At 61.7% G+C, this 21,927-nt stretch carries 17 protein-coding genes; 11 read left to right on the forward strand and 6 right to left on the reverse strand.

Annotated elements, in window-relative coordinates; genetic code table 11:
• The 9 genes from murD to lpxC all read left to right on the forward strand — a co-directional run bounded on the left by murD (position 1) and on the right by lpxC (position 10,475).
• Positions 1 to 1,347: a UDP-N-acetylmuramoyl-L-alanine--D-glutamate ligase gene (gene murD / locus A7K61_RS16445; RefSeq protein ID WP_069557943.1), complete on the forward strand. Its 1,347-nt coding sequence runs from the start codon at positions 1 to 3 to the stop codon at positions 1,345 to 1,347.
• Complete coding sequence (gene ftsW / locus A7K61_RS33180) at positions 1,344 to 2,567, forward strand: putative lipid II flippase FtsW (RefSeq protein ID WP_003188673.1); 1,224 nt, start codon at positions 1,344 to 1,346, stop codon at positions 2,565 to 2,567. Before murD ends, ftsW begins: the two co-directional genes overlap by 4 nt.
• Complete coding sequence (gene murG, locus A7K61_RS16455; protein ID WP_003188675.1) at positions 2,557 to 3,627, forward strand: undecaprenyldiphospho-muramoylpentapeptide beta-N-acetylglucosaminyltransferase; 1,071 nt, start codon at positions 2,557 to 2,559, stop codon at positions 3,625 to 3,627. The genes ftsW and murG overlap by 11 nt, the downstream gene beginning before the upstream one ends.
• Complete coding sequence (gene murC / locus A7K61_RS16460) at positions 3,620 to 5,065, forward strand: UDP-N-acetylmuramate--L-alanine ligase (RefSeq protein WP_020301253.1); 1,446 nt, start codon at positions 3,620 to 3,622, stop codon at positions 5,063 to 5,065. Before murG ends, murC begins: the two co-directional genes overlap by 8 nt.
• The gene (locus tag A7K61_RS16465; RefSeq protein ID WP_069557944.1) at positions 5,062 to 6,018 is read left to right on the forward strand and encodes a D-alanine--D-alanine ligase; all 957 of its coding nucleotides are present in this window, start codon (positions 5,062 to 5,064) and stop codon (positions 6,016 to 6,018) included. The genes murC and A7K61_RS16465 overlap by 4 nt, the downstream gene beginning before the upstream one ends.
• Positions 6,019 to 6,022: 4 nt before the next feature.
• The gene (locus A7K61_RS16470; protein WP_032893516.1) at positions 6,023 to 6,892 is read left to right on the forward strand and encodes a cell division protein FtsQ/DivIB; all 870 of its coding nucleotides are present in this window, start codon (positions 6,023 to 6,025) and stop codon (positions 6,890 to 6,892) included.
• Positions 6,893 to 6,907: 15 nt separating this feature from the next.
• Entirely contained in the window at positions 6,908 to 8,170 is a 1,263-nt protein-coding gene (ftsA, locus tag A7K61_RS16475; RefSeq protein WP_003188682.1) for a cell division protein FtsA, read from the forward strand.
• A 75-nt stretch (positions 8,171 to 8,245) separates the two neighbouring features.
• Positions 8,246 to 9,451 (forward strand): cell division protein FtsZ, encoded by a 1,206-nt coding sequence (ftsZ, locus tag A7K61_RS16480; RefSeq protein WP_044271940.1) that lies wholly within the window; start codon positions 8,246 to 8,248, stop codon positions 9,449 to 9,451.
• Positions 9,452 to 9,563: 112 nt separating this feature from the next.
• Complete coding sequence (gene lpxC / locus A7K61_RS16485; protein WP_003171886.1) at positions 9,564 to 10,475, forward strand: UDP-3-O-acyl-N-acetylglucosamine deacetylase; 912 nt, start codon at positions 9,564 to 9,566, stop codon at positions 10,473 to 10,475.
• A 173-nt stretch (positions 10,476 to 10,648) separates the two neighbouring features.
• Here the strand turns inward: lpxC and A7K61_RS16490 are convergent, their stop codons facing one another.
• From A7K61_RS16490 to A7K61_RS16515, 6 genes are all read right to left on the reverse strand, one after another.
• A complete protein-coding gene (locus tag A7K61_RS16490; RefSeq protein ID WP_069557945.1) occupies positions 10,649 to 12,133 on the reverse strand; it encodes a diguanylate cyclase in 1,485 nt (494 codons plus the stop codon).
• 162 nt (positions 12,134 to 12,295) lie between these two features.
• On the reverse strand, positions 12,296 to 13,618 hold the full coding sequence (locus A7K61_RS16495) for an OprD family porin (RefSeq protein WP_069557946.1): 1,323 nt from the start codon (positions 13,616 to 13,618) through the stop codon (positions 12,296 to 12,298).
• A gap of 386 nt (positions 13,619 to 14,004) precedes the next feature.
• Positions 14,005 to 15,369 carry a heavy metal sensor histidine kinase gene (locus tag A7K61_RS16500; protein WP_044271949.1) on the reverse strand — a complete coding sequence of 455 codons (1,365 nt, stop codon included), beginning with the start codon at positions 15,367 to 15,369 and terminating at the stop codon, positions 14,005 to 14,007.
• Positions 15,359 to 16,051, reverse strand: a complete 693-nt coding sequence (locus tag A7K61_RS16505) for a heavy metal response regulator transcription factor (protein ID WP_044271950.1) — start codon at positions 16,049 to 16,051, stop codon at positions 15,359 to 15,361. Before A7K61_RS16505 ends, A7K61_RS16500 begins: the two co-directional genes overlap by 11 nt.
• A 7-nt stretch (positions 16,052 to 16,058) precedes the next feature.
• On the reverse strand, positions 16,059 to 19,154 hold the full coding sequence (locus A7K61_RS16510) for a multidrug efflux RND transporter permease subunit (protein ID WP_069557947.1): 3,096 nt from the start codon (positions 19,152 to 19,154) through the stop codon (positions 16,059 to 16,061).
• Positions 19,151 to 20,317, reverse strand: a complete 1,167-nt coding sequence (locus A7K61_RS16515; RefSeq protein WP_069557948.1) for an efflux RND transporter periplasmic adaptor subunit — start codon at positions 20,315 to 20,317, stop codon at positions 19,151 to 19,153. The genes A7K61_RS16510 and A7K61_RS16515 overlap by 4 nt, the downstream gene beginning before the upstream one ends.
• A 193-nt stretch (positions 20,318 to 20,510) precedes the next feature.
• Here A7K61_RS16515 and A7K61_RS16520 point away from each other — a divergent pair, with 193 nt between their 5' ends.
• Together A7K61_RS16520 and A7K61_RS16525 are read left to right on the forward strand one after the other, a co-directional pair.
• A complete protein-coding gene (locus A7K61_RS16520; RefSeq protein ID WP_044271955.1) occupies positions 20,511 to 20,744 on the forward strand; it encodes a hypothetical protein in 234 nt (77 codons plus the stop codon).
• Positions 20,745 to 20,905: 161 nt separating this feature from the next.
• On the forward strand, positions 20,906 to 21,688 hold the full coding sequence (locus A7K61_RS16525) for a transporter substrate-binding domain-containing protein (RefSeq protein ID WP_044272115.1): 783 nt from the start codon (positions 20,906 to 20,908) through the stop codon (positions 21,686 to 21,688).
• The last annotated feature ends 239 nt before the right edge of the window (positions 21,689 to 21,927 follow it).

A 21,927-nucleotide genomic window follows, 5' to 3' on the forward strand; every position in this document is an offset into this window, starting at 1 on the left:
GTGTCCCTGATCGCTTCAGACCACTTCCGCATCGTTGTCGGCCTCGGCAAGAGCGGCATGTCCCTGGTTCGCTTCCTGGCGAACCGGGGCACGTCGTTTGCCGTGGCCGATACGCGGGAAAATCCACCGGAGCTGGTCACGCTGCGCCGTGACTACCCGCACGTGGAAGTGCGTTGTGGCGAGCTGGATGTCGAGTTTCTGTGCCGTGCCGATGAGCTCTACGTGAGCCCGGGCCTGGCCCTGGCGACACCGGCCCTGCAAGCGGCGGCGGCGCGTGGCGTGAAGCTGTCTGGCGATATCGACCTGTTCGCGCGCAACGCGAAGGCGCCGATCGTGGCCATCAGCGGTTCCAACGCGAAAAGCACTGTCACCACCCTGGTGGGCGAGATGGCGGCGGCGGCGGGCAAGCGTGTGGCCGTCGGCGGCAATCTTGGCGTGCCGGCCCTGGACCTGCTCAGCGACGACGTCGAGCTGTACGTGATGGAATTGTCGAGCTTCCAGCTGGAAACCACCCACGACCTGGGCGCCGAAGTGGCGACAGTATTGAACGTCAGCGAAGACCATATGGACCGCTACAGCGGCCTGCCGGCTTATCACCTGGCCAAGCACCGGATCTTCCGTGGCGCCAAGCAATTTGTAGTCAACCGCCAGGTTGCCCTGAGCCGTCCGCTGATGGGCGAGGGCATGCCTTGCTGGACTTTCGGCCTGGGCAAACCGGATTTCAAAGGCTTCGGCATTCGTGAAGAGAACGGCGAGAAGTACCTGGCGTTCGAATTCCAGAACCTGATGCCGGTACGCGAACTGAAAATTCGTGGCGCACACAACCAGTCCAATGCCCTTGCGGCGCTGGCGCTCGGTCACGCGGTTGGCCTGCCATTCGACGCCATGCTTGCCAGCCTGCGCACCTTTGCCGGCCTTGAGCATCGCTGCCAGTGGGTGCGCGACCTCAATGGCGTGAGCTATTACAACGACTCCAAAGCCACCAACGTCGGTGCGGCCCTGGCGGCCATCGAAGGCCTGGGTGCCGATATCGACGGCAAGCTGGTGCTGATCGCCGGTGGCGATGGCAAGGGTGCCGACTTCAAGGACCTTAAAGCGCCAGTGGCCGCCCATTGCCGCGCCGTGGTGCTGATGGGCCGCGATTCGGACCTGATCGCCGCCGCCCTCGGTGACGCTGTACCGCAAGTACGCGCAGCTTCCCTGGACGACGCCATTGCCCAGTGCAAAGCCCTGGCCCAGCCCGGCGATGCGGTGTTGCTGTCGCCCGCGTGCGCCAGCTTCGACATGTTCAAGAACTATGAAGAGCGCGGCCACCTGTTCGCCCGCGCCGTGGAGGCTTTGGCATGAGCCTCAACCTGAGAAACATCATCAAGCCCTACCCGTCGCCGATCATTACCGGGCGCGGCATTGACCTTGATTTCCCTATGCTCGCCGGTTGCCTGGCGCTGCTCGGCCTGGGCCTGGTGATGATCACCTCGGCGTCCTCCGAAGTGGCTGCCGTGCAGTCGGGCAATACGCTGTACATGATGATCCGTCACCTGGTGTACCTGGTGATCGGCCTGGGCGCCTGCATCGTCACCATGATGATCCCGATTGCCACCTGGCAGCGTCTGGGTTGGCTGATGCTGATCGGTGCGTTCGGCTTGCTGGTGATGGTGATCGTGCCGGGCATTGGCCGCGAGGTGAACGGTTCGATGCGCTGGATCGGCTTCGGCGCGTTCAACGTGCAGCCTTCGGAAATCGCCAAGGTGTTCGTGGTGATCTACCTCGCCGGTTACCTGGTGCGCCGTCAGAAAGAAGTACGCGAAAGCTGGATGGGCTTCTTCAAGCCGTTCATCGTGCTGCTGCCCATGGCTGGCCTGTTGCTGATGGAGCCCGACTTCGGGGCCACGGTGGTGATGATGGGCGCCGCCGCCGCGATGCTGTTCCTGGGTGGCGTCGGGCTGTTCCGCTTCACCTTGATGGTGGTGCTGGCGGTCGCGGCGGTGACCATCCTGGTGCAGGCGCAGCCCTACCGGATGGCGCGTTTGATCACCTTCACCGACCCCTGGTCCGACCAGTTCGGCTCCGGCTACCAGTTGACCCAGGCGCTGATCGCCTTCGGTCGCGGCGAGTGGCTGGGCGTGGGCCTGGGCAACAGTGTGCAGAAGCAGTTCTACCTGCCGGAAGCCCACACCGACTTCGTGTTCTCGGTATTGGCCGAGGAGCTGGGTGTGGTGGGTTCGCTGTGCACCGTTGCGCTGTTTGTGTTCGTTTGCGTGCGCGCCATGTACATCGGCTTGTGGGCCGAGAAGGCCAAGCAGTTCTTCGCTGCCTACGTGGCGTATGGGTTGGCCTTCCTGTGGATCGGCCAGTTCCTGATCAACATCGGCGTGAACGTCGGCCTGCTGCCGACCAAGGGCCTGACCTTGCCGTTCCTCAGTTACGGTGGCAGTTCGTTGGTGATTTGCTGCGCCTGTCTCGGCTTGTTGCTGCGTATCGAGTGGGAGAGCCGTACCCACCTGGGCAGCGAAGAGATGGAGTTCAGCGAAAGCGACTTCGCCGAGGAGCCGACCCATGGGCGCTAACGTGCTGATCATGGCGGGCGGCACTGGGGGCCATGTGTTCCCGGCCCTGGCTTGCGCCCGTGAATTCCAGAACCGTGGCTACACCGTGCACTGGCTGGGTACGCCCCGTGGCATCGAAAACGAATTGGTGCCTAATGCCGGCTTGCCGCTGCATTTGATCAACGTCACCGGTTTGCGCGGCAAGAGCAAGTTGTCGTTGCTCAAGGCGCCGTTCGTGTTGCTCAAGGCGGTCATGCAGGCGCGCAAGATCATTCGCGAGCTCAAGCCGGTGTGTGTGCTCGGCTTTGGCGGTTATGTGACCGGCCCCGGTGGCGTCGCGGCGAAACTCGCTGGCGTGCCGGTGATCGTCCACGAACAGAACGCCGTCGCCGGTACCGCCAACCGCCTGCTGGTGCCGTTGGCTGCGCGGGTGTGTGAAGCCTTCCCGAAAACCTTCGCCGCCTCCGACAAGCTTCGCACCACCGGCAACCCGGTGCGTACCGAACTGTTCATGGCCATTGCGCGTGACGCGCTGGCGGGGCGCAAGGCTCACCTGCTGATCCTGGGCGGAAGCCTGGGCGCCGAGCCACTGAATAAATTGCTGCCTGAAGCCGTTGCGCAACTTCCTGAGGATGTGCGCCCGGAGATCTTCCACCAGGCCGGCAAGAATCACGATGAAGTCACCGCCGCGCGTTATCGCGAGGCCGGTGTAGAGGCCAACGTACAGCCCTTCATCAAAGACATGGCCCAAGCCTATGGCTGGGCCGACCTGGTGGTCTGCCGCGCTGGTGCGCTGACCGTCAGTGAACTGGCGGCCGCCGGTCTGCCGTCCTTGCTGGTGCCTTTGCCCCACGCCATCGACGATCACCAGACCCGCAACGCCGAATATTTGGCCGGGGAGGGCGCTGCCTTCCTGCTGCCGCAAAGAACGACTGGCGCCGCCGATTTGGCCGCTCGCCTGACCGAGGTTTTGATGCAACCGGAACGACTCAACAGCATGGCGAGCACCGCAAGCCGCCTGGCCAAACCTGACGCAACCCGCACCGTGGTCGATATCTGCCTGGAGGTGGCCCATGGTTGAGAATCAGAAAGCCATGCCGCAACCCGAGATGCGCCGCATCCGTCGTATTCACTTCGTCGGTATCGGTGGCGTGGGCATGTGCGGCATCGCCGAAGTGTTGCTGAACCTGGGCTATCAGGTGTCCGGCTCGGACTTGAAAGAGTCGCCGGTCACCGAGCGCCTGAAGTCCTTCGGCGCGCAGATCTTTATCGGCCACCGTGCCGAGAACGCTGCCGAGGCCGATGTGCTGGTGGTGTCCAGCGCCGTGAACACCTCCAACCCGGAAGTGGCCACCGCCCTTGAGCGCCGTATCCCTGTGGTGCCGCGTGCCGAGATGCTCGCCGAGCTGATGCGCTATCGCCACGGCATCGCCGTCGCCGGTACCCATGGCAAGACCACCACCACCAGCCTGATCGCCTCGGTGTTCGCCGCCGGTGGCCTGGACCCGACCTTCGTCATCGGTGGCCGCCTGAATGCAGCCGGCACCAATGCCCAGCTAGGCACCAGCCGCTACCTGATCGCCGAAGCCGATGAAAGTGACGCGAGCTTCCTGCACCTGCAACCGCTGGTCGCCGTCGTCACCAACATCGACGAAGACCACATGGCGACCTACGACGGCGACTTCAACAAACTGAAGAAAACCTTCGTCGACTTCCTGCACAACCTGCCGTTCTACGGTTTGGCCGTGGTGTGCCTGGACGACCCGGTGGTGCGTGAAATCCTGCCTCAGGTCAAACGCCCGACCGTGACCTACGGCTTCAGCGAAGACGCCGACGTGCGCGCAATCAATGTGCGCCAGGAAGGCATGCAAACCTTCTTCACCGTGCTGCGTCCTGATCGCGAGCCGCTGGACGTGTCGGTGAACATGCCGGGCAACCACAACGTGCTGAACTCTTTGGCGACCATCTGCATTGCTACCGATGAAGGCGTCAGCGATGAAGCCATCGTCGAAGGCCTGTCGCGCTTTGCCGGTGTGGGCCGTCGTTTCCAGGTCTACGGCCAACTGCCGGTTGAAGGCGGTGACGTGATGCTGGTGGACGACTACGGTCACCACCCGACCGAAGTTGCGGCCGTGATCAAGGCCGTGCGCGGTGGCTGGCCGGAGCGCCGCCTGGTGATGGTGTACCAGCCGCACCGCTACAGCCGCACCCGCGACCTGTACGACGATTTCGTCAATGTACTGGCCGATGCCAACGTGCTGCTGCTGATGGAAGTCTACCCGGCCGGTGAAGAACCGATCCCGGGCGCTGACAGCCGCAAGCTGTGCAACAGCATCCGCCAGCGCGGCCAGTTGGACCCGATCTACATCGAGCGTGGCGTGGACCTGGCGCCAATCGTCAAGCCGCTGCTGCGTGCCGGCGACATCCTGCTGTGCCAGGGCGCCGGTGATATCGGTGGCCTTGCGCCCAAGTTGCTGGCGAGCCCGCTGTTTGCAGCCGCCAAGGGGAAGTCGAAATGACCACTGACTACGGCTCCCTGTTCTCCACTATTACTCCAGCCGATTTTGGTCGCGTTGCCGTGTTGTTCGGCGGCAAGAGCGCCGAGCGCGAAGTGTCGCTCAAGTCCGGCAATGCGGTGCTTGAAGCGCTGCAAAGTGCTGGTGTGAACGCGTTCGGTATTGATGTGGGCGATGACTTCCTCGCCCGTCTGCAGGCCGAAAAGATCGACCGCGCCTTTCTCATTCTTCACGGCCGCGGCGGTGAAGACGGCAGCATGCAGGGCCTGCTCGAATGCGCCGGCATCCCTTACACCGGCAGCGGCATCCTTGCCTCGGCCCTGGCGATGGACAAGTTGCGCACCAAGCAGGTGTGGCACAGCCTGGGCATTCCGACCCCGCGTCACGCCGTATTGTGCAGCGAAGACGATTGTATTTCTGCGGCCAAGGAACTGGGCCTGCCTTTGATCGTCAAACCAGCCCATGAAGGCTCCAGTATCGGCATGGCCAAAGTGAACTCGGCCGCCGAATTGATCGACGCATGGAAAGCGGCAAGTACCTACGATTCGCAAGTGTTGGTGGAACAGTGGATTTCCGGTCCCGAGTACACCATCGCCACCCTGCGTGGCCAGGTATTGCCGCCCATCGCTTTGGGCACGCCCCACACCTTTTATGACTACGACGCCAAGTACCTGGCTTCCGATACTCAGTACCGGATTCCATGCGGCCTCGAAGCAACCAAGGAACAAGAATTGATGGACCTCACGGCGAAAGCCTGTGAGGCGCTGGGTATCGCCGGTTGGGCGCGGGCAGACGTGATGCAGGATGACCAAGGGAATTTCTGGTTCCTTGAAGTCAACACCGCACCGGGCATGACCGACCACAGCCTGGTTCCCATGGCAGCCCGTGCCGCCGGTCTGGATTTCCAGCAGTTAGTGCTGGCGATCCTGGCCGACAGCATTGAGCCAAGAGGCTAAACACATGAACGGCGCATCGCTTCGTCATCAGCCCCCACAAGCACCGAGCCGCAAGCCGGTGCCACGGGGTGCAAGCCGAATGGTGGCTAAAGAGCCGATGTCTTCGCGCCTGCCAAAAGCCAACTTTGGTTTTATCAAGGCGCTGTTCTGGCCGGTGCTGCTGGTGGTGTTGGGCTTTGGTACGTACGAAGGCGCGCAGCGCCTGTTGCCGTATGCCGACCGGCCGATCACCAAGATCAGCGTGCAGGGCGACTTGAGCTACATCAGCCAGCAAGCGGTACAGCAGCGCATCGGCCCATACCTGGCGGCGAGCTTCTTTACCATCGACCTGGCGGGCATGCGCTCGGAGCTGGAACAGATGCCGTGGATCGCCCACGCCGAAGTTCGCCGTGTATGGCCGGACCAGGTGACGATCCGCCTGGAAGAACAACTGCCCGTGGCCCGTTGGGGCGATGAAGCGCTGTTGAACAACCAGGGCCAGGCGTTCACCCCGCGTGAGCTGGCCAACTATGAACACCTGCCGCAGCTGTTCGGGCCGCAGCGGGCGCAGCAGCAAGTGATGCAGCAGTACCAGGCCTTGAGCCAGATGCTGCGGCCACTGGGCTTCTCCATTGCACGCCTGGAATTGCGTGAGCGGGGCAGCTGGTTTTTGACGACCGGGGCAGGCAGTTCCGGCCCGGGCATCGAGTTGTTGCTGGGACGCGACCGCTTGGTGGAAAAGATGCGCCGCTTTATTGCCATCTATGAAAAAACCTTGAAAGAACAGATTACGAACATTGCGAGCGTCGACCTGCGTTACGCCAACGGCCTGGCCGTCGGCTGGCGTACACCGGCTGCGCCCACGGCAGCACAACCCGCTGTCGCGAAGAATTAAGAAGAGGCAGGACCCATGGCAAACGTGCAAAGCGGCAAAATGATCGTCGGTCTCGATATCGGCACCTCCAAGGTGGTGGCGCTGGTGGGCGAGGTCGGGGAAGACGGCGCGATCGAAATCGTCGGTATTGGCACGCATCCGTCCCGGGGCCTGAAGAAGGGCGTGGTGGTGAACATCGAGTCCACCGTGCAATCGATCCAGCGCGCCATCGAAGAAGCGCAGCTGATGGCCGGTTGCCGGATTCACTCGGCGTTCGTCGGCGTGGCCGGCAACCACATCCGCAGCCTGAACTCCCACGGCATCGTGGCGATCCGCGACCGTGAAGTCAGCTCGGCCGACCTTGAGCGCGTGCTCGACGCTGCCCAGGCCGTGGCGATCCCGGCGGACCAGCGCGTGCTGCACACCCTGCCGCAGGACTACGTGATCGACAACCAGGAAGGCGTGCGCGAGCCCCTGGGCATGTCGGGCGTGCGTCTGGAAGCCAAGGTCCACGTGGTGACCTGCGCCGTCAATGCCGCACAGAACATTGAAAAATGCGTGCGTCGCTGCGGCCTGGAAATCGACGACATCATTCTCGAGCAGTTGGCCTCGGCCTACTCGGTACTCACCGACGACGAAAAAGAGCTGGGCGTGTGCCTGGTGGACATCGGCGGCGGCACCACCGACATCGCGATCTTCACCGAGGGTGCGATCCGTCACACCGCGGTGATCCCGATTGCCGGCGACCAGGTCACCAACGACATCGCCATGGCGTTGCGCACACCGACCCAGTACGCCGAAGAAATCAAGATCCGCTACGCCTGCGCCCTGGCCAAGCTGGCCGGTGCCGGCGAGACCATCAAGGTGCCAAGCGTGGGTGACCGTCCACCGCGCGAGCTGTCGCGCCAGGCCCTGGCCGAAGTGGTCGAGCCACGTTACGACGAGCTGTTCACCCTGATCCAGGCTGAACTGCGCCGCAGCGGCTACGAAGATTTGATCCCGGCCGGCATCGTGCTGACCGGTGGCACCTCGAAGATGGAAGGCGCGGTCGAGTTGGCCGAAGAGATCTTCCACATGCCGGTGCGCCTGGGCGTGCCCCATGGCGTGAAGGGCCTGGGCGACGTGGTGCGCAACCCGATTTATTCCACCGGTGTGGGCTTGCTGTTGTACGGGCTGCAAAAGCAGACCGACGGCATTTCCCTGTCGGGCCCGAGCATCCGTGACAGCTACCGCAGCGATGACGAAGCGAAAGCGCCGTTGTTCGAGCGGCTGCAGGCTTGGGTAAAAGGCAATTTCTAAAGATTTACCGCGACACCGCAACACCCGCAACAAGCAGTAGGCGAAAAAACTAGAGAAAATGAAAGGAGAGGGAACATGTTCGAACTCGTAGACAATATCCCCGCTAGCCCGGTTATCAAAGTAATCGGTGTCGGCGGTGGCGGCGGCAACGCTGTCAACCACATGGTCAAGAGCAACATTGAAGGCGTTGAGTTCATCTGCGCCAACACTGATGCCCAGGCGCTCAAAAGCATCGGCGCGCGGACCATCCTGCAATTGGGCACCGCGGTGACCAAAGGCCTCGGCGCTGGCGCCAATCCGGAAGTCGGCCGTCAAGCCGCGCTGGAAGACCGCGAGCGTATTGCCGAAGTGCTGCAAGGCACCAACATGGTGTTCATCACCACCGGCATGGGCGGCGGTACCGGTACCGGTGCTGCACCAATCATTGCCGAAGTGGCCAAGGAAATGGGGATTCTGACCGTTGCTGTCGTGACGCGTCCGTTCCCGTTCGAAGGCCGCAAGCGCATGCAGATCGCCGACGAAGGTATCCGTCTGCTGTCTGAAAGCGTCGACTCGTTGATCACCATCCCCAACGAGAAACTGCTGACCATCCTGGGCAAGGATGCCAGTCTGCTGTCCGCCTTCGCCAAGGCTGACGATGTACTGGCCGGTGCCGTTCGCGGTATCTCCGACATCATCAAGCGCCCAGGCATGATCAACGTCGACTTTGCCGACGTACGTACGGTCATGAGCGAAATGGGCATGGCGATGATGGGCACTGGCTGCGCCAGCGGTCCGAACCGTGCACGCGAAGCCACCGAAGCGGCCATCCGCAACCCGTTGCTCGAAGACGTGAACCTGCAAGGTGCACGCGGCATCCTGGTGAACATCACCGCCGGTCCCGACCTGTCCCTGGGTGAGTACTCCGACGTGGGTAGCATCATCGAAGCCTTCGCTTCCGAGCACGCCATGGTCAAAGTCGGTACCGTTATCGATCCGGACATGCGTGATGAGCTGCATGTAACCGTGGTTGCTACCGGCCTGGGTGCGAAAATCGAGAAGCCTGTGAAGGTCATCGACAACACCCTGCACACCAGCCAGGCCAGCCAGGCTAATCAGGCAGCGGCCGCTGCAGCGCCTGCTCGCCAGGAACTGCCGTCGGTGAACTACCGTGACCTGGACCGTCCGACCGTGATGCGCAACCAGGCTCAGGCCGGTGCTGCGGCGTCCCGTAGCCCGAATCCGCAAGATGACCTGGACTACCTGGACATCCCGGCATTCCTGCGTCGTCAGGCCGATTAATGGAATGTATCAGGGCTATGAAGGTGATTGGTGTTCAGCAAAGGTCTGGTCTGCTATTATCGCCAGCCTTTGTTGATACCAGTTCGCAATTTGCGCTGAAGCGGTCCAAGCCATGATTAAACAACGCACCCTGAAGAATATTATTCGTGCCACAGGTGTAGGTCTGCACTCCGGGGAGAAGGTATACCTGACCCTCAAGCCTGCACCTGTCGACACCGGCATCGTGTTTGTGCGTGCCGACCTGGACCCTGTGGTGCAGATTCCTGCTCGCGCGGAAAACGTTGGCGAAACCACTATGTCGACCACATTGGTCAACGGTGACGTCAAAGTGGACACGGTGGAGCACTTGCTCTCGGCCATGGCTGGCCTGGGCATCGATAACGCCTACGTCGAGCTCTCCGCGTCCGAAGTCCCGATCATGGATGGCAGCGCTGGCCCCTTCGTATTCTTGATTCAATCTGCCGGCCTGGAAGAACAGGACGCAGCCAAGAAGTTCATTCGCATTCTGCGGGAAGTGACAGTAGAAGACGGCGACAAGCGCGCCACCTTCGTCCCGTTCGAAGGCTTTAAAGTGAGCTTTGAGATCGATTTCGATCACCCGGTATTCCGTGACCGCACCCAAAGTGCAAGCGTGGATTTTTCCAGCACTTCGTTCGTAAAAGAAGTCAGCCGCGCCCGTACCTTTGGTTTCATGAGTGACATCGAGTACCTGCGCAAGCACAACCTCGCACTCGGCGGTAGCGTGGAAAACGCCATTGTGGTCGACGCGGATGGTGTACTGAACGAAGACGGCCTTCGCTATGAAGACGAATTCGTGAAGCACAAGATCCTCGATGCAATCGGTGACCTCTACCTGCTGGGCAATAGCCTGATAGGCGAGTTCAAAGGCTTCAAGTCGGGCCACGCCCTTAACAACCAGCTGCTGCGCAAGTTGATTGAGCAGACAGACGCTTGGGAAGTCGTGACCTTCGAAGATGCCAGCACCGCACCGATCTCTTACATGCGTCCCGTTGCGGCGGTGTAAGTAACAACTCTCTTTCTTTAGTTTTGAAAGGCTGCCTTCGGGTGGCCTTTTTTTATGCCTGACGAATATCCAAATGTGGGAGCTGGCTTGCCTGCGATAGCGGTCTGCCAGTTAGCTTATAGGTAGCTGACCCACCGCCATCGCAGGCAAGCCAGCTCCCACAATTGACCTCATCAGCTTGAGGTCTTTGAACCATCCATTGTCCGGTTACGGCCGCTGTGCTTGGCCTGATACAACGCTTGGTCAGCCTTGAGCAGCAGGTCCTCAAGGGAAATACGGCTGTGCTTTTGCCAGGTACTCAGGCCGATGCTTACGGTGATCGGTTGCTCGTCCCCGGCCACTCTCGGCAAGTGCTGGACCCCCTCGCGGATATGCTCGGCGATCACCCACGCCCCCTTGGCGTCGGTATGGGGCAGCACCACCGCGAATTCTTCACCGCCGTAACGCGCCGCCAGGTCGGCAGGGCGGCGGATATGGCTGGCGATCACCTGCGCAACTACACGCAAGGCCTCATCGCCGCCCTGGTGACCATGACGGTCGTTGAAGGCCTTGAAGTGGTCCACATCGATCATCAGCACGCTCAACGACTCGGTTGAGCGTTGTGCCCGGTCCCATTCCAGCCGCAAGCGTGCGTCCAGGGTGCGGCGGTTGGCCAGGCCGGTAAGGGCGTCGGTGGCTGCCAGTTCTGACAGCACCTGCTCGGCGCGATGGCGACGGCGCAGCTCCATGCACAGCGCCCAGGTCAGCCATAACAGGCCCACGCACAACACTCCGGTCGCGATGCTGACCAACCACGCCGCACGCCGCCAGGGTGCGAACATTTCATCGCTGGACAAGGCCACTGCCACGATCAGCGGCAAGTCGCCCACATTAGAAAAGCTGTAGAGCCGTGCCTGGCGATCGACGCTGGAGATGCTTTGGAAGCTGCCGTCCCGTTCGCGCAGCATGCGCGCCACATTCGGGCGCTGGCTCAGGTCCTTATCGATGATGTCCACTTCCAGCAAAGGCTCTTGCGCGAGCAGGATGCCTTGGTGGTTGAGCAGGTTGATGGTGCTGTTGTTGCCGATGTTCAAGCTGCTGAACAACTGATGAAAGTACGACAGGCGCATGGAGGCGACCGCCACCCCCAGAAAACGCCCGTCCGCTGACGAAACGCGACGGCTGAACGCGATGCGCCACGGGTCGGCACACTGGCAGCGCGCCATGAACGGACGGCTGATATACAGGCCCAGGTCGGGGTTGTTGCGTTGGGCCTGAAAATAATCTCGGTCGGCAAAGTTACCCAGCTTGGGCGTAAGCAGGGACGAATCGGCGATCACCTCGCCGGCCGGGTCCAACAGCAGGATATCGCCCTTGTAGGGCGCCGCAGCGGAACGATCGAACAGCACCAAATGACGGATGCTCTCTGAAACATCTTGCAGGTCGGTGCGCTCGGTGGCGCTGATCAAGCCTTTGAGGGCCATGTCGTACAGTTCGACATTGCGCAGCACGTCAGCGTCGATCAATTGCGTGATGGTATTGGCGGTGCGCTTGGCCGTCTGCAGGGTGTTGGCATGTTCACGAATCAGCAGCGCAGTCACGACCCCCACGATCAGCAACACCGTGAGCGTGCTGCCCAGGATCAGCAGGCGCTCCGGGCGCGTAAGGCTTGAATTCATCGGGCACACTTTTGCGTTGAGAATGCCCTTAGCGTAGTAGCAACTCTTGAATATGGCTGTAGGAGCGAGCTTGCTCGCGAAAAACTCACAGACGCCGCGTTTATTCAGGAAGCACGCGTTATCGTTAACGTTTTTCGCGAGCAAGCTCGCTCCTACCTGTATTCAGAACACGTTGATCGGGTAGTCCACGATCACGCGGTACTCATCCACATCGCGGTCCACCGCCGAGTAGCCATTGCTGCCGCGGTTGGTCGCCCATTGCAGGCGCACGGCCAAGTCCTTGGCCTTGCCGCCCTGCACCACATATTTCAGGTCGATATCGCGCTCCCAGTGCTTGGCGTCCTTGCCATCGGCGCTGTACCAGTTGCTGTAGCCGCGACTGTTGGGGTCGACCTTGGTCAGGTCGGTCTTGCCGCTGATGTAGGACACGGCGGAGGTCAGGCCGGGCATGCCGAGGCCGGCAAAATCGTACGCGTACTTGAGCTTCCAGGAGCGCTCGTTGGGGCCGTTGAAATCCGAGTACTGCTGGGAGTTGTCCAGGTATACGCTGTCGCCCTGGGTGATGTAGTCGAACGGCGTGTTGCCATTGACCCGCTGATAAGTCGCCGTGACGCTGTGGTTGCCCACCCCCACGGTGAAATGCAGGCTGTAGGTGTTGTTGTCGATATCGCCCAGCAGCGATTGGCCGGTGTCCTGGGTGTGGTAGTAGTGCAGGCCGGAGGTCAGGCTGACCAGGTCGTTCAGGGCGTAGGTGTATTCCAGGTCGTAGTAATACTGGTGCCAGACGTCCTTGAGTTCGGAGGCGTACAGGTTGCTGGTCAGCCCCTCAATCGCGCTGAACGACACGCCGGCCCAGTCCAGGTGCTGGCTGTCGGTGTTGGCGGGCAGTGTGCCGTAGCTGGTGCCGATGCGCCGGTGGCCGCTCTGGTTGTAGAGCTTGGTGAAACTGGCCTGGCCGCCTTCGAACATCCAGCCGTCGAAGCTGTGGTTGGTCAGGCTCACGCCACGGAAGGTCTGCGGCAACATGCGCGTCATGCCGCCGGCGATCACCGGGTTGTTGAGGAACAGGTCGCCGGCTTTCAGTTCGGTGTCGAAGGCGCGCAGCTTCAAGGTGCCGCCGGCCGTCGAAAACGAACCCGGCGCCTTGCCGTTGCCGCTGCCATACGGAAGGATGCTGGAACCATCCGTACCGCCACCGCCGTCGAGCTTGAGGCCGAGCATGGCATTGACGTCCAGGCCGAAGCCGACGGTGCCCTGGGTGTAGCCGGATTCGAAGGTGCCGATAAAGCCCTGGCCCCATTCCTTGCTGTCATCGGTATGAATATCGCGCCGGTCGCGGTTCATGTAGTAGTTGCGGGTGTTGATCGTGAGGTGGGAGCCGTCGACGAAACCGTCGTTGGGGGGAGTGTCTGCCGCGTGGGCCAGTGGGGCGATCGTTGCTGCAATCGCGAGGAATAACGGGGTGAACGTCAGCGAGTTCTTCACCGGTAAAGCTCCTTTGGTCAATCCATAACGGCCAGTGTCGTGAGGGGGTGCCCGGCCTTTTTTTACGGCAAAAAAAAGCCGCTGAAAGTCAGCGGCTTTAAGACAGATTCCCAGTGTAGAGCCCTGGAAAAAAGTCGAGGGAAATTCGGGTAAGCGGGTCAGCTGTCTTTGCCGTCGCGCTCATCGATGCGTCAAAGTAACGCAGGCGAGCGGTGCGATACAGAGTGTAACAAGATAATAACTATTGCCCAAACCGCAACAGTGCGAGCGATGGGATCTCCTGTGGGAGCTGGCTTGCCTGCGATGCAGACACCTCGGTATGCCAGGCGCACCGAGGTGATGCTATCGCAGGCAAGCCAGCTCCCACATTTTTTTGGCCGAGTTGTTTAGACCGGAAGGGTAATACCAAAGGTATTGCCACCCCCCTCGCTGCGCACAAACACATCCCCCCCATGCATCAACGCAATCGCCTTGACGATCGCCAGCCCCAGCCCGTGATTGGCCCCGCTGTTGCTGCGCGAGGCATCCACTCGATAGAAGCGTTCGAACAGGCGTGGCAGGTGTTCGCTGGCAATCGCCTCGCCGGGGTTGGTCACGCCAATCGTCACCTGGTGTGCCTGCACTTGAATGTGCACGTCGATGACTTGCCCCGGCGCGGTGTGTTGTACGGCATTGCTCAGCAGGTTGATCAGTGCGCGCCGCAGGTGGGCTTTTTCGATCTGCACCACGGCATCGCCGTGCACGCGCACTTCGACCTGGGCGTCTTCGAGGATGAAGTCCAGGTAGTCGAGGGTGGTGGCCACTTCATCGGCCAGGGCGCTTTCGATCAGCTTGGTGGCCTTGCTGCCTTGGTCGGCGCTGGCGAGGAACAGCATGTCATTGATGATCGAGCGCAGCCGTTCCAGCTCTTCCAGGTTCGATTGCAGCACCTCGAAATAGTGCTCTGCCGAACGGCCGCGAGTGAGAGCCACCTGGGTCTGGCCGATCAAATTGGTGAGCGGCGAACGCAGTTCATGGGCGACGTCGGCGTTGAACGATTCCAGGCGCGAATACGCCTGTTCGACCCGGTCGAGGGTGGCGTTGAACGAATTGACGAATTGGCTCAGTTCCGGCGGCAAGGGCGACAATTGCAGGCGCCCGGAGAGTTTCGGCGGCGCAAGTTTTTGCGCCTCATCCGAGAGTTTGCCCAGGGGCTTGAGGCCGATACGCGCGACCCAGAACCCCAACAGCGCCGCCAGTATGACGCCCACCAATGCCAGGCTGATCAACGCCACCAGCAAGTGATGCTGGGTGGCGCGGAAGTTCTCCGTGTCGATGGCAATCATGAAGCGCAGCGCCGGGCGCTGGTCCTTGGCGGCAAACTGGCTGACCAGCACCTTGAACGGATAATCGTGACCGGGCAAGCGCAGGTCGCGTTTGCCCGTGGGGCCTTCGGCAAAGGCGCGAATCTGCGCATCCGGCTCACCGTATTCGTAGCTCGGGTCGCTGCTGACCACCCAGAAACGGATGCGCTTGTCTTCTTCGCCCAACAGCTTGAGCTTGGACCTGATCTTGGCCCAATGCTCCGGCGTGCCGAAGCGATTGATCGACGACTCCAGCACGCTGTAGCGCGCATCCAGCTCGGCCCCCGGCAACAACCCCAGGCCACGGTCGACCTGCTGGTACAGCGCGCCGCCGATCAACAGGAAGATCAGCAGCGCCACCAGGGTGAACATGCCGCTCAGGCGCAGGGCGATGGAATTAGCGACCACTGTGGTTTTCCTGCAGGCGGTTCTCCAGCACATAACCCATGCCGCGAATGGTGTGCAGCAGCTTGTGTTCGAACGGCCCATCGAGCTTGGCGCGCAGGCGCTTGATCGCCACTTCCACCACGTTGGCATCGCTGTCGAAATTGATGTCCCAGACCATCTCGGCAATCGCGGTCTTGGACAGGATCTCACCCTGGCGCCGCGCCAATACGCTGAGCAGCGAGAACTCCTTGGCGGTCAGGTCCAGGCGCAGGCCGTTGCGGCTGGCTTTGCGGCTGATCAGGTCGATCCACAGGTCGGCGACGGTGACTTGCACCGGTTCATGGCCGCCGCTGCGACGGGTCAGGGCTTGCAGGCGGGCCACCAGTTCCAGGAACGAAAACGGTTTGCCCAGATAATCGTCGGCGCCTTCGCGCAGGCCGCGGATGCGGTCTTCCACGCGCTCGCGCGCGGTGAGCATGATCACCGGCGTCTGCTTGCGGGCGCGTAAGGCGCGCAATACACCGAAGCCATCCAGGCCGGGCAGCATCACGTCGAGGACGATCACCGCGTAATCGTTTTCCAGCGCCAGGTGCAGGCCCTCGATGCCTTCACGGGCCACATCGACGGTGTAGCCTTGCTCGGTCAGGCCGCGGTGCAAGTAGTCCGCGGTTTTTTCTTCATCTTCAATAATCAGGACGCGCATGACCGCCTCAGTGTGTGGTCGCCAGCGCCAGCGCTGGTTTGGGCCTGTGGAAAAAACGTTCAAGGTACAAGTATATGACCGGCGTGGTGAACAGCGTCAGCGCCTGGCTCACCAGCAAGCCACCGACCACCGCGATGCCCAGCGGCTGGCGCAGTTCCGCCCCCGGGCCTGCGCCGAGCATCAACGGCACGGCGCCGAGCAACGCGGCAAGGGTGGTCATGATGATCGGCCGGAACCGCGTGACGCAGGCTTCATAAATCGCATCCTCCGGCGGTAACCCCCGCACACGTTGCGCCTCCAGGGCGAAGTCGATCATCAAGATACCGTTTTTCTTCACGATGCCGATCAGCAGCACCAGGCCGATCAAGGCCATGATCGAAAAGTCCTGGCCCAGCAGCCACAGCATGATCAGCGCACCGAGGCCCGCCGAGGGCAGGGTGGAAATGATCGTCAGCGGGTGCACAAAACTCTCATACAGCACGCCCAGGATAATGTAGACCGCCACCAGCGCCGCGAGGATCAGCCAGGGTTGGCTGGCCAGCGAGCTCTGGAACGCCTGGGCCGCGCCCTGGAAGTTGCCGATGATCGTACTCGGCATCCCGATTTCGTTCTTGGCCTGGTCGAGCATAATCACCGCGTCGCCCAGGGCCACGCCGGGCGCGAGGTTGAACGACAGGTTGGCAGCAGGGAACATGCCGTCATGGCTGATGGACAACGGCCCGACTGTGGGCGGGTCGACTTTGGCCAAGGCCGATAGCGGCACCATTTCATTGGTCAATGGCGAGCGCAGGTAAAAATAGTCGAGGCTTTCGGCCTTGCCGCGCTGTTGGCTGTCCAGTTCGAGTATCACTTGGTACTGGTTGATCTCGGTCTGGAACTCGTTGATCTGGCGCTGGCCGAAGGCGTCGTACAGCGCCTGGTCGACATCGGTGGCGGTCAGGCCGAAGCGCGCGGCGGCCTGGCGGTCAATGCTGATGTGGGTGATGCTGCCGCCCAGTTGCAGGTCGTTGGACAGGTCGCGAAACGCCGGGTTGGCGCGCAGTTTTTCGGTGAGGCGTTGGGTCCAGGCGTTCAGCGTCGGGCCGTCGTTGCTCTTGAGCACATATTGGTACTGGGCGCGGCTGGGGCCGGAGCTCAGGTTGATGTCCTGGCCGGCGCGCAGGTACAGCACGATGCCCGGCACCTTCGCCAGTTGCGGGCGGATGCGGTCGATGAACTGGCTGGCGGACACATCGCGCTCACTGCGGTCTTTCAAGGCGATCCAGAAGCGGCCGTTGGCGATGGTCTGGTTGCTGCCGGTGACGCCGACTGAATGAGAAAACGCCTGCACCGCCGGGTCGGCCTTGACGATCTCGGCCAGGGCCTTGTGCTTGGCGACCATGTCCTTGTACGACACATCGGCCGCCGCTTCGCTGGTGCCGAGCACGAAACCGGTGTCTTGCACCGGGAAGAACCCCTTGGGGATGAACACATAGCCGACCACCGCCAGCGCCAGGGTCACCACGAAGATCGCGGCCATGCTGCGTTGGTGCGCCAGGGCACGGCGAAGGTTGTGCGCATAGCCGACCAGCAGGCGTTCGCTGAAGGTGGGTTTGGCGTGGGCACGGTGCGTAGGCGCACGCATGAACAACGCGGCCAGCGTCGGTGCCAATGTCAGCGACACCACCACTGAAATCAGAATGGTCGCGGTGGCCGTCAATGCAAATTCCTTGAACAACCGCCCGACCACGCCGCCCATGAACAGCAGCGGAATAAACGCCGCCACCAGCGAGAAGCTGATGGACACCACGGTAAAGCCAATTTCGCCGCAGCCCTTGATCGCCGCTTCGCGCTTATCCAGGCCAGCCTCCAGGTGGCGATGGATGTTCTCCACCACCACAATCGCATCGTCCACCACAAAGCCCACGGCGATCACGATGGCCACCAGGGTCAGGTTGTTCAGGCTGAACCCCATCACATACATCAGGGCGAAACTGGCCACCAGCGAGACACCCAGCACCGCAGACACAATCAGCGTCGCCGACAGTTGGCGCAGGAACAACGCCATCACCGCCACCACCAGCAGGATGGCGATCAGCAGGGTCATTTCCACTTCATGCAGTGAGGCGCGGATGGTCTTGGTACGGTCGGTCAACACGCTGACCTGCACCGAGGCTGGCAACATGCCTTGCAGGCGCGGCAGCTCGGCCTGGATGCGGTCGACGGTGTCGACGATGTTGGCGCCGGGCTGGCGCGAAATCACCAGGTTCACCCCGGGCGTATCGCCGGACCAGGCTTGCACGTAGGCGTTTTCCGAACCGTTGATGACGTTGGCGATATCGCGCAGTTGAACCGGCGCACCGTCCTTGTAGGAAACGATCAGTTGGCCGTATTCCTCCGGGTGGAACAGCTGATCGTTGGTCGACAGGGTGGACACGCTGTTCTCGCCATAGATCGCGCCCTTGGCCAGGTTGAGGCTCGACTGCTGGATGGCCAGGCGTATATCGGCGAGGGTCAGGCCGATGGCCGCGAGCTTGTCGGGGGACGCCTGCACGCGAATCGCCGGGCGTTGCTGGCCGGTGATGTTGATCTGGCCGACGCCGTCGATCTGGCTGATCTGGCGCGCCAGCAGGGTTTCCACGTAGTCGCTCAGCTCGGTGCTGGGCATGCTGCTGGAACTGACGCTGAGGATCAGCACCGGGCTGTCCGCCGGGTTGACCTTTCTCCAGGTGGGCAAGCTCGGCATGTCGCTGGGCAGCTTGCCGGACGCGGTGTTGATCGCGGCCTGCACTTCCTGGGCGGCGGTGTCGATGCTTTTTTCAAGGGTGAACTGCAGGGTCAAGAGGCTGGAGCCCAAGGCGCTGCTGGAGGTCATCTGTGTCATGCCGGGGATGGCACTGAACTGCACCTCCAGGGGCGTGGCCACCGAGGAGGCCATGGTGTCCGGGCTGGCGCCGGGCAGTTGCGCGGTGACCTGAATCGTCGGGAATTCCGCTTCCGGCAGTGGCGCGACGGCCAGGTTGGGGAAGGCAATGATCCCCAGCAGCACCAGGGCGAAGGTCAGCAGCAGGGTGGCGACTGGGTGATCAACGCACCAGGCCGAGGGCGACCGGCTGGCGCTCATGGTTGCACCTGGGCGTTGGCGGTGTGGATCACTTGCGGCGGCTCCTTGAGCACTTCCACCTGCGCACCGGCCTTGAGGCGCGATTGCCCATCGCTGACCAGCACATCGCCGGCCTGCACGCCTTTGATGATATTGATGTCGCTGTTCTGGTAGGCGACCTGCACCGGCACCACCTCGACTTTGTCAGCGCTTACGCGGTACACAAAATGTGAGTCCAGGCCGCGCTGCACCACGGTCGGCGGTACCACCAGGGCGTTCTTGTCGAGGGCCGTCTGGATCTTGATGGTCACCAATTGCCCGGGCCATAGCTTATGCGCCGGGTTGCTGAACTCGGCCTTGGCCCGCAGGGTGCCGGTGGTGGAGCTGATCTGGTTGTCGATCAGGCTCAGGTGGCCTTCGCCGAGCAGGTCGCCGGTCTGGCCATCGGTGTCGGCGCCCAGGTAGGCGTCGACGGTGGCCCGGGTGGGGGCGGCGATCAGGCCCTGCAAGGTTGGCAGCATCTGCTGTGGCAAGGAAAACTCAACGGCAATCGGGTCGAGCTGGGTGACGGTAAACAGCCCCTGGGTATCGCTCATGCGCAGGAAGTTGCCTTCGTCCACGTTGCGGATGCCCACGCGGCCGCTGACCGGGGAGCGGATCTGGGTATAGGAAAGTTGTACCTGAGCCGCATCAATGGCCGCTTGATTACCTTGCGCCGTGGCCTTGAGCTGGTTGACCAGCGCCTGTTGCTGGTCATAGGTCTGTTTCGACACGCCGTCGTCGACGCTCAGCGCTTTGTAGCGCTTGAGGTTGACCAATGCCACTTGCAACTGCGCCTGGCTTTCACCGAGTTGCGCCCTGGCCTGGTCGAGGTTGGCGCGGATCGAGCGGTCGTCAATGGTGGCCAGCAGGTCGCCGGCCTTCACCGATTGGCCTTCCTTGACCAGCAGTTGGGTGAGGATGCCGTCGATTTGCGGACGAATCACTACGCTGTGCAATGACAACACCGAGCCGATGCCGCTGACAAACCGAGGTACATCCTGTTGCGTCACGCTCACCACCCGCACAGGAATGGCGGTAGGCACTGCCAGGCGGGTCTTGGCCGGCCGGGTTAACGCCCAGGCTGCAACGGCCAGTATCAGGAGAGCACCCAGCATCAGGGCCACGTTTCGTTTGATCTGCATAGGAGGACGCCGGCGCAAACTGCAAGTTGGAGTTCGGAACGTCCTTTATAGCGCTGTTCCGCCGTCAGCACGGTGACGGCAAACTGACAGCCGTGACAGTTAGGCCATGTGAGCTTGTCGCTTGAAGTTACTGCTGACCACTCAGGCCCCGTATACTCGCGCTTTTACACCTATTAGCTGTGCCGGAGCCCTTATGACTTCCCCAACCCAACCCGCTGTCGACGCGGCCGACCTCGTCGATCCGGCCACCGCCGACGGCGTTGAAAAAGCCGAGATCCCGGCGTTCAAGTTCCCTTTCAACCCAGGTGAACTGGCTGGCGCCAAGCATGCCAGCCAGCCTTGGTACAAAGGCGGCGCCAAGAACGGCCATACCAAGACGCCAGGCATGGCGCCGCCGGGCACTCGCCGCTCGATGGGTAAACGCTGAGATTAAAGCGTTGAGTGCGTTATAGGCAGTTGCCTACATCGTGCGTAGACATTTCTGCTTGTAGGGCCGTCACCGATTCTTGAAAGCTGCACAGCGTTTGCTTCGTCCCGATGACGCTCATCGGGGCGTGGCGAGTCAGCTTTCCGGAAAAGGACATTCCCGTGGCCCTGATACACCTCTGTGCAGTGCTTGCTCTCTTGCTCTCGACGAGTGCCGTCGCCGCCGACGTTCAACCGCGGCGTGAAATCCGTTTCGCCGTTGCCGCGCATTTTCCGCCCTTTCAAAGCCGCAATGCCCAAGGGCAATTGGTGGGGTTGAATATCGAACTGGGCAATGCCCTGTGCGAGCAGCTCAACGTGCGCTGTACTTGGGTTGACCAAATCGTCATGGAAAACTTCCCGGCTCTAGAGGCCAGGCAATTCGACGCGATCATGGGCATGGCCACCACCTGCCGTCGGCGGCAACGGGTCAGCTTCACCGATGACCTCTACCCGATCACCACCCGGCTGGTGGCGCGTAAAACCTCGGGCCTGCGTCCTGATCGACGGTCCCTCAAGGGCAAGCGTGTCGGGGTGCTGGTGCGCAGTAATCGTGAAGCTTTTGCCCTGTCGCAGTGGGCGCCGGCGGGGGTGATCATCAGGAGTTTCTGGCTCAACGACCAACTGGTGCAGAGCCTGGTTTCGGGCGATATCGACGCGACCCTGCAAGGCGCGGTGGAGATCCGTGAAGCGCTGCTCGACACGCCCCAGGGGCTGGACTTCGATTACATGGGGCCGCCTGTGTCGTCGGGCCTGCTGGGTAATAGCGTGGCGATTGCGGTGCGAAAAACCGATATTGCGTTGCGTAATGAGCTTAATCATGCGCTTGAGCAATTGATGCAGAATGGCGAGTACCAGCGCATTCTTCAGCCGTATCGGCTCGATGTATTGCCGCCCCATTCATGATCGCGAATGTGTGAGTGCCGCTCTGCACCCGTGAGGCGCCTATCTACCTGACACGCCAAGATCCAACTGTGGGAGCTGGCTTGCCTGCGATGACGGCCTGACAGCCGACGCCCAGCTATCTGACACCCCAACGATCCTACTGTGGGAGCGGGCTTGCTCGCGAAGGCGGCCTAGCAGTCAACACAATTGGATTGTGTACATATCCATTCCTGCGGTCACGGCCACTTAGGGTTCCGCTC

It is taken from the genome of Pseudomonas sp. AP42 (assembly GCF_001728935.1).
Classification (GTDB): Bacteria; Pseudomonadota; Gammaproteobacteria; order Pseudomonadales; family Pseudomonadaceae; genus Aquipseudomonas; species Aquipseudomonas lactis.

Bases quoted from the DNA above. Each gene is read 5' to 3' on its own strand.
- A7K61_RS16490 (WP_069557945.1), bottom strand. From the start codon at position 12,133: ATGAATTCAAGCCTTACGCGCCCGGAGCGCCTGCTGATCCTGGGCAGC.
- A7K61_RS16465 (WP_069557944.1), top strand. From the start codon at position 5,062: ATGACCACTGACTACGGCTCCCTGTTCTCCACTATTACTCCAGCCGAT.
- A7K61_RS16510 (WP_069557947.1), bottom strand. From the start codon at position 19,154: ATGAGCGCCAGCCGGTCGCCCTCGGCCTGGTGCGTTGATCACCCAGTC.
- ftsA (WP_003188682.1), top strand. From the start codon at position 6,908: ATGGCAAACGTGCAAAGCGGCAAAATGATCGTCGGTCTCGATATCGGC.
- A7K61_RS16515 (WP_069557948.1), bottom strand. From the start codon at position 20,317: ATGCAGATCAAACGAAACGTGGCCCTGATGCTGGGTGCTCTCCTGATA.
- lpxC (WP_003171886.1), top strand. From the start codon at position 9,564: ATGATTAAACAACGCACCCTGAAGAATATTATTCGTGCCACAGGTGTA.
- A7K61_RS16505 (WP_044271950.1), bottom strand. From the start codon at position 16,051: ATGCGCGTCCTGATTATTGAAGATGAAGAAAAAACCGCGGACTACTTG.
- A7K61_RS16520 (WP_044271955.1), top strand. From the start codon at position 20,511: ATGACTTCCCCAACCCAACCCGCTGTCGACGCGGCCGACCTCGTCGAT.
- ftsW (WP_003188673.1), top strand. From the start codon at position 1,344: ATGAGCCTCAACCTGAGAAACATCATCAAGCCCTACCCGTCGCCGATC.
- murC (WP_020301253.1), top strand. From the start codon at position 3,620: ATGGTTGAGAATCAGAAAGCCATGCCGCAACCCGAGATGCGCCGCATC.
- ftsZ (WP_044271940.1), top strand. From the start codon at position 8,246: ATGTTCGAACTCGTAGACAATATCCCCGCTAGCCCGGTTATCAAAGTA.
- murG (WP_003188675.1), top strand. From the start codon at position 2,557: ATGGGCGCTAACGTGCTGATCATGGCGGGCGGCACTGGGGGCCATGTG.
- A7K61_RS16470 (WP_032893516.1), top strand. From the start codon at position 6,023: ATGAACGGCGCATCGCTTCGTCATCAGCCCCCACAAGCACCGAGCCGC.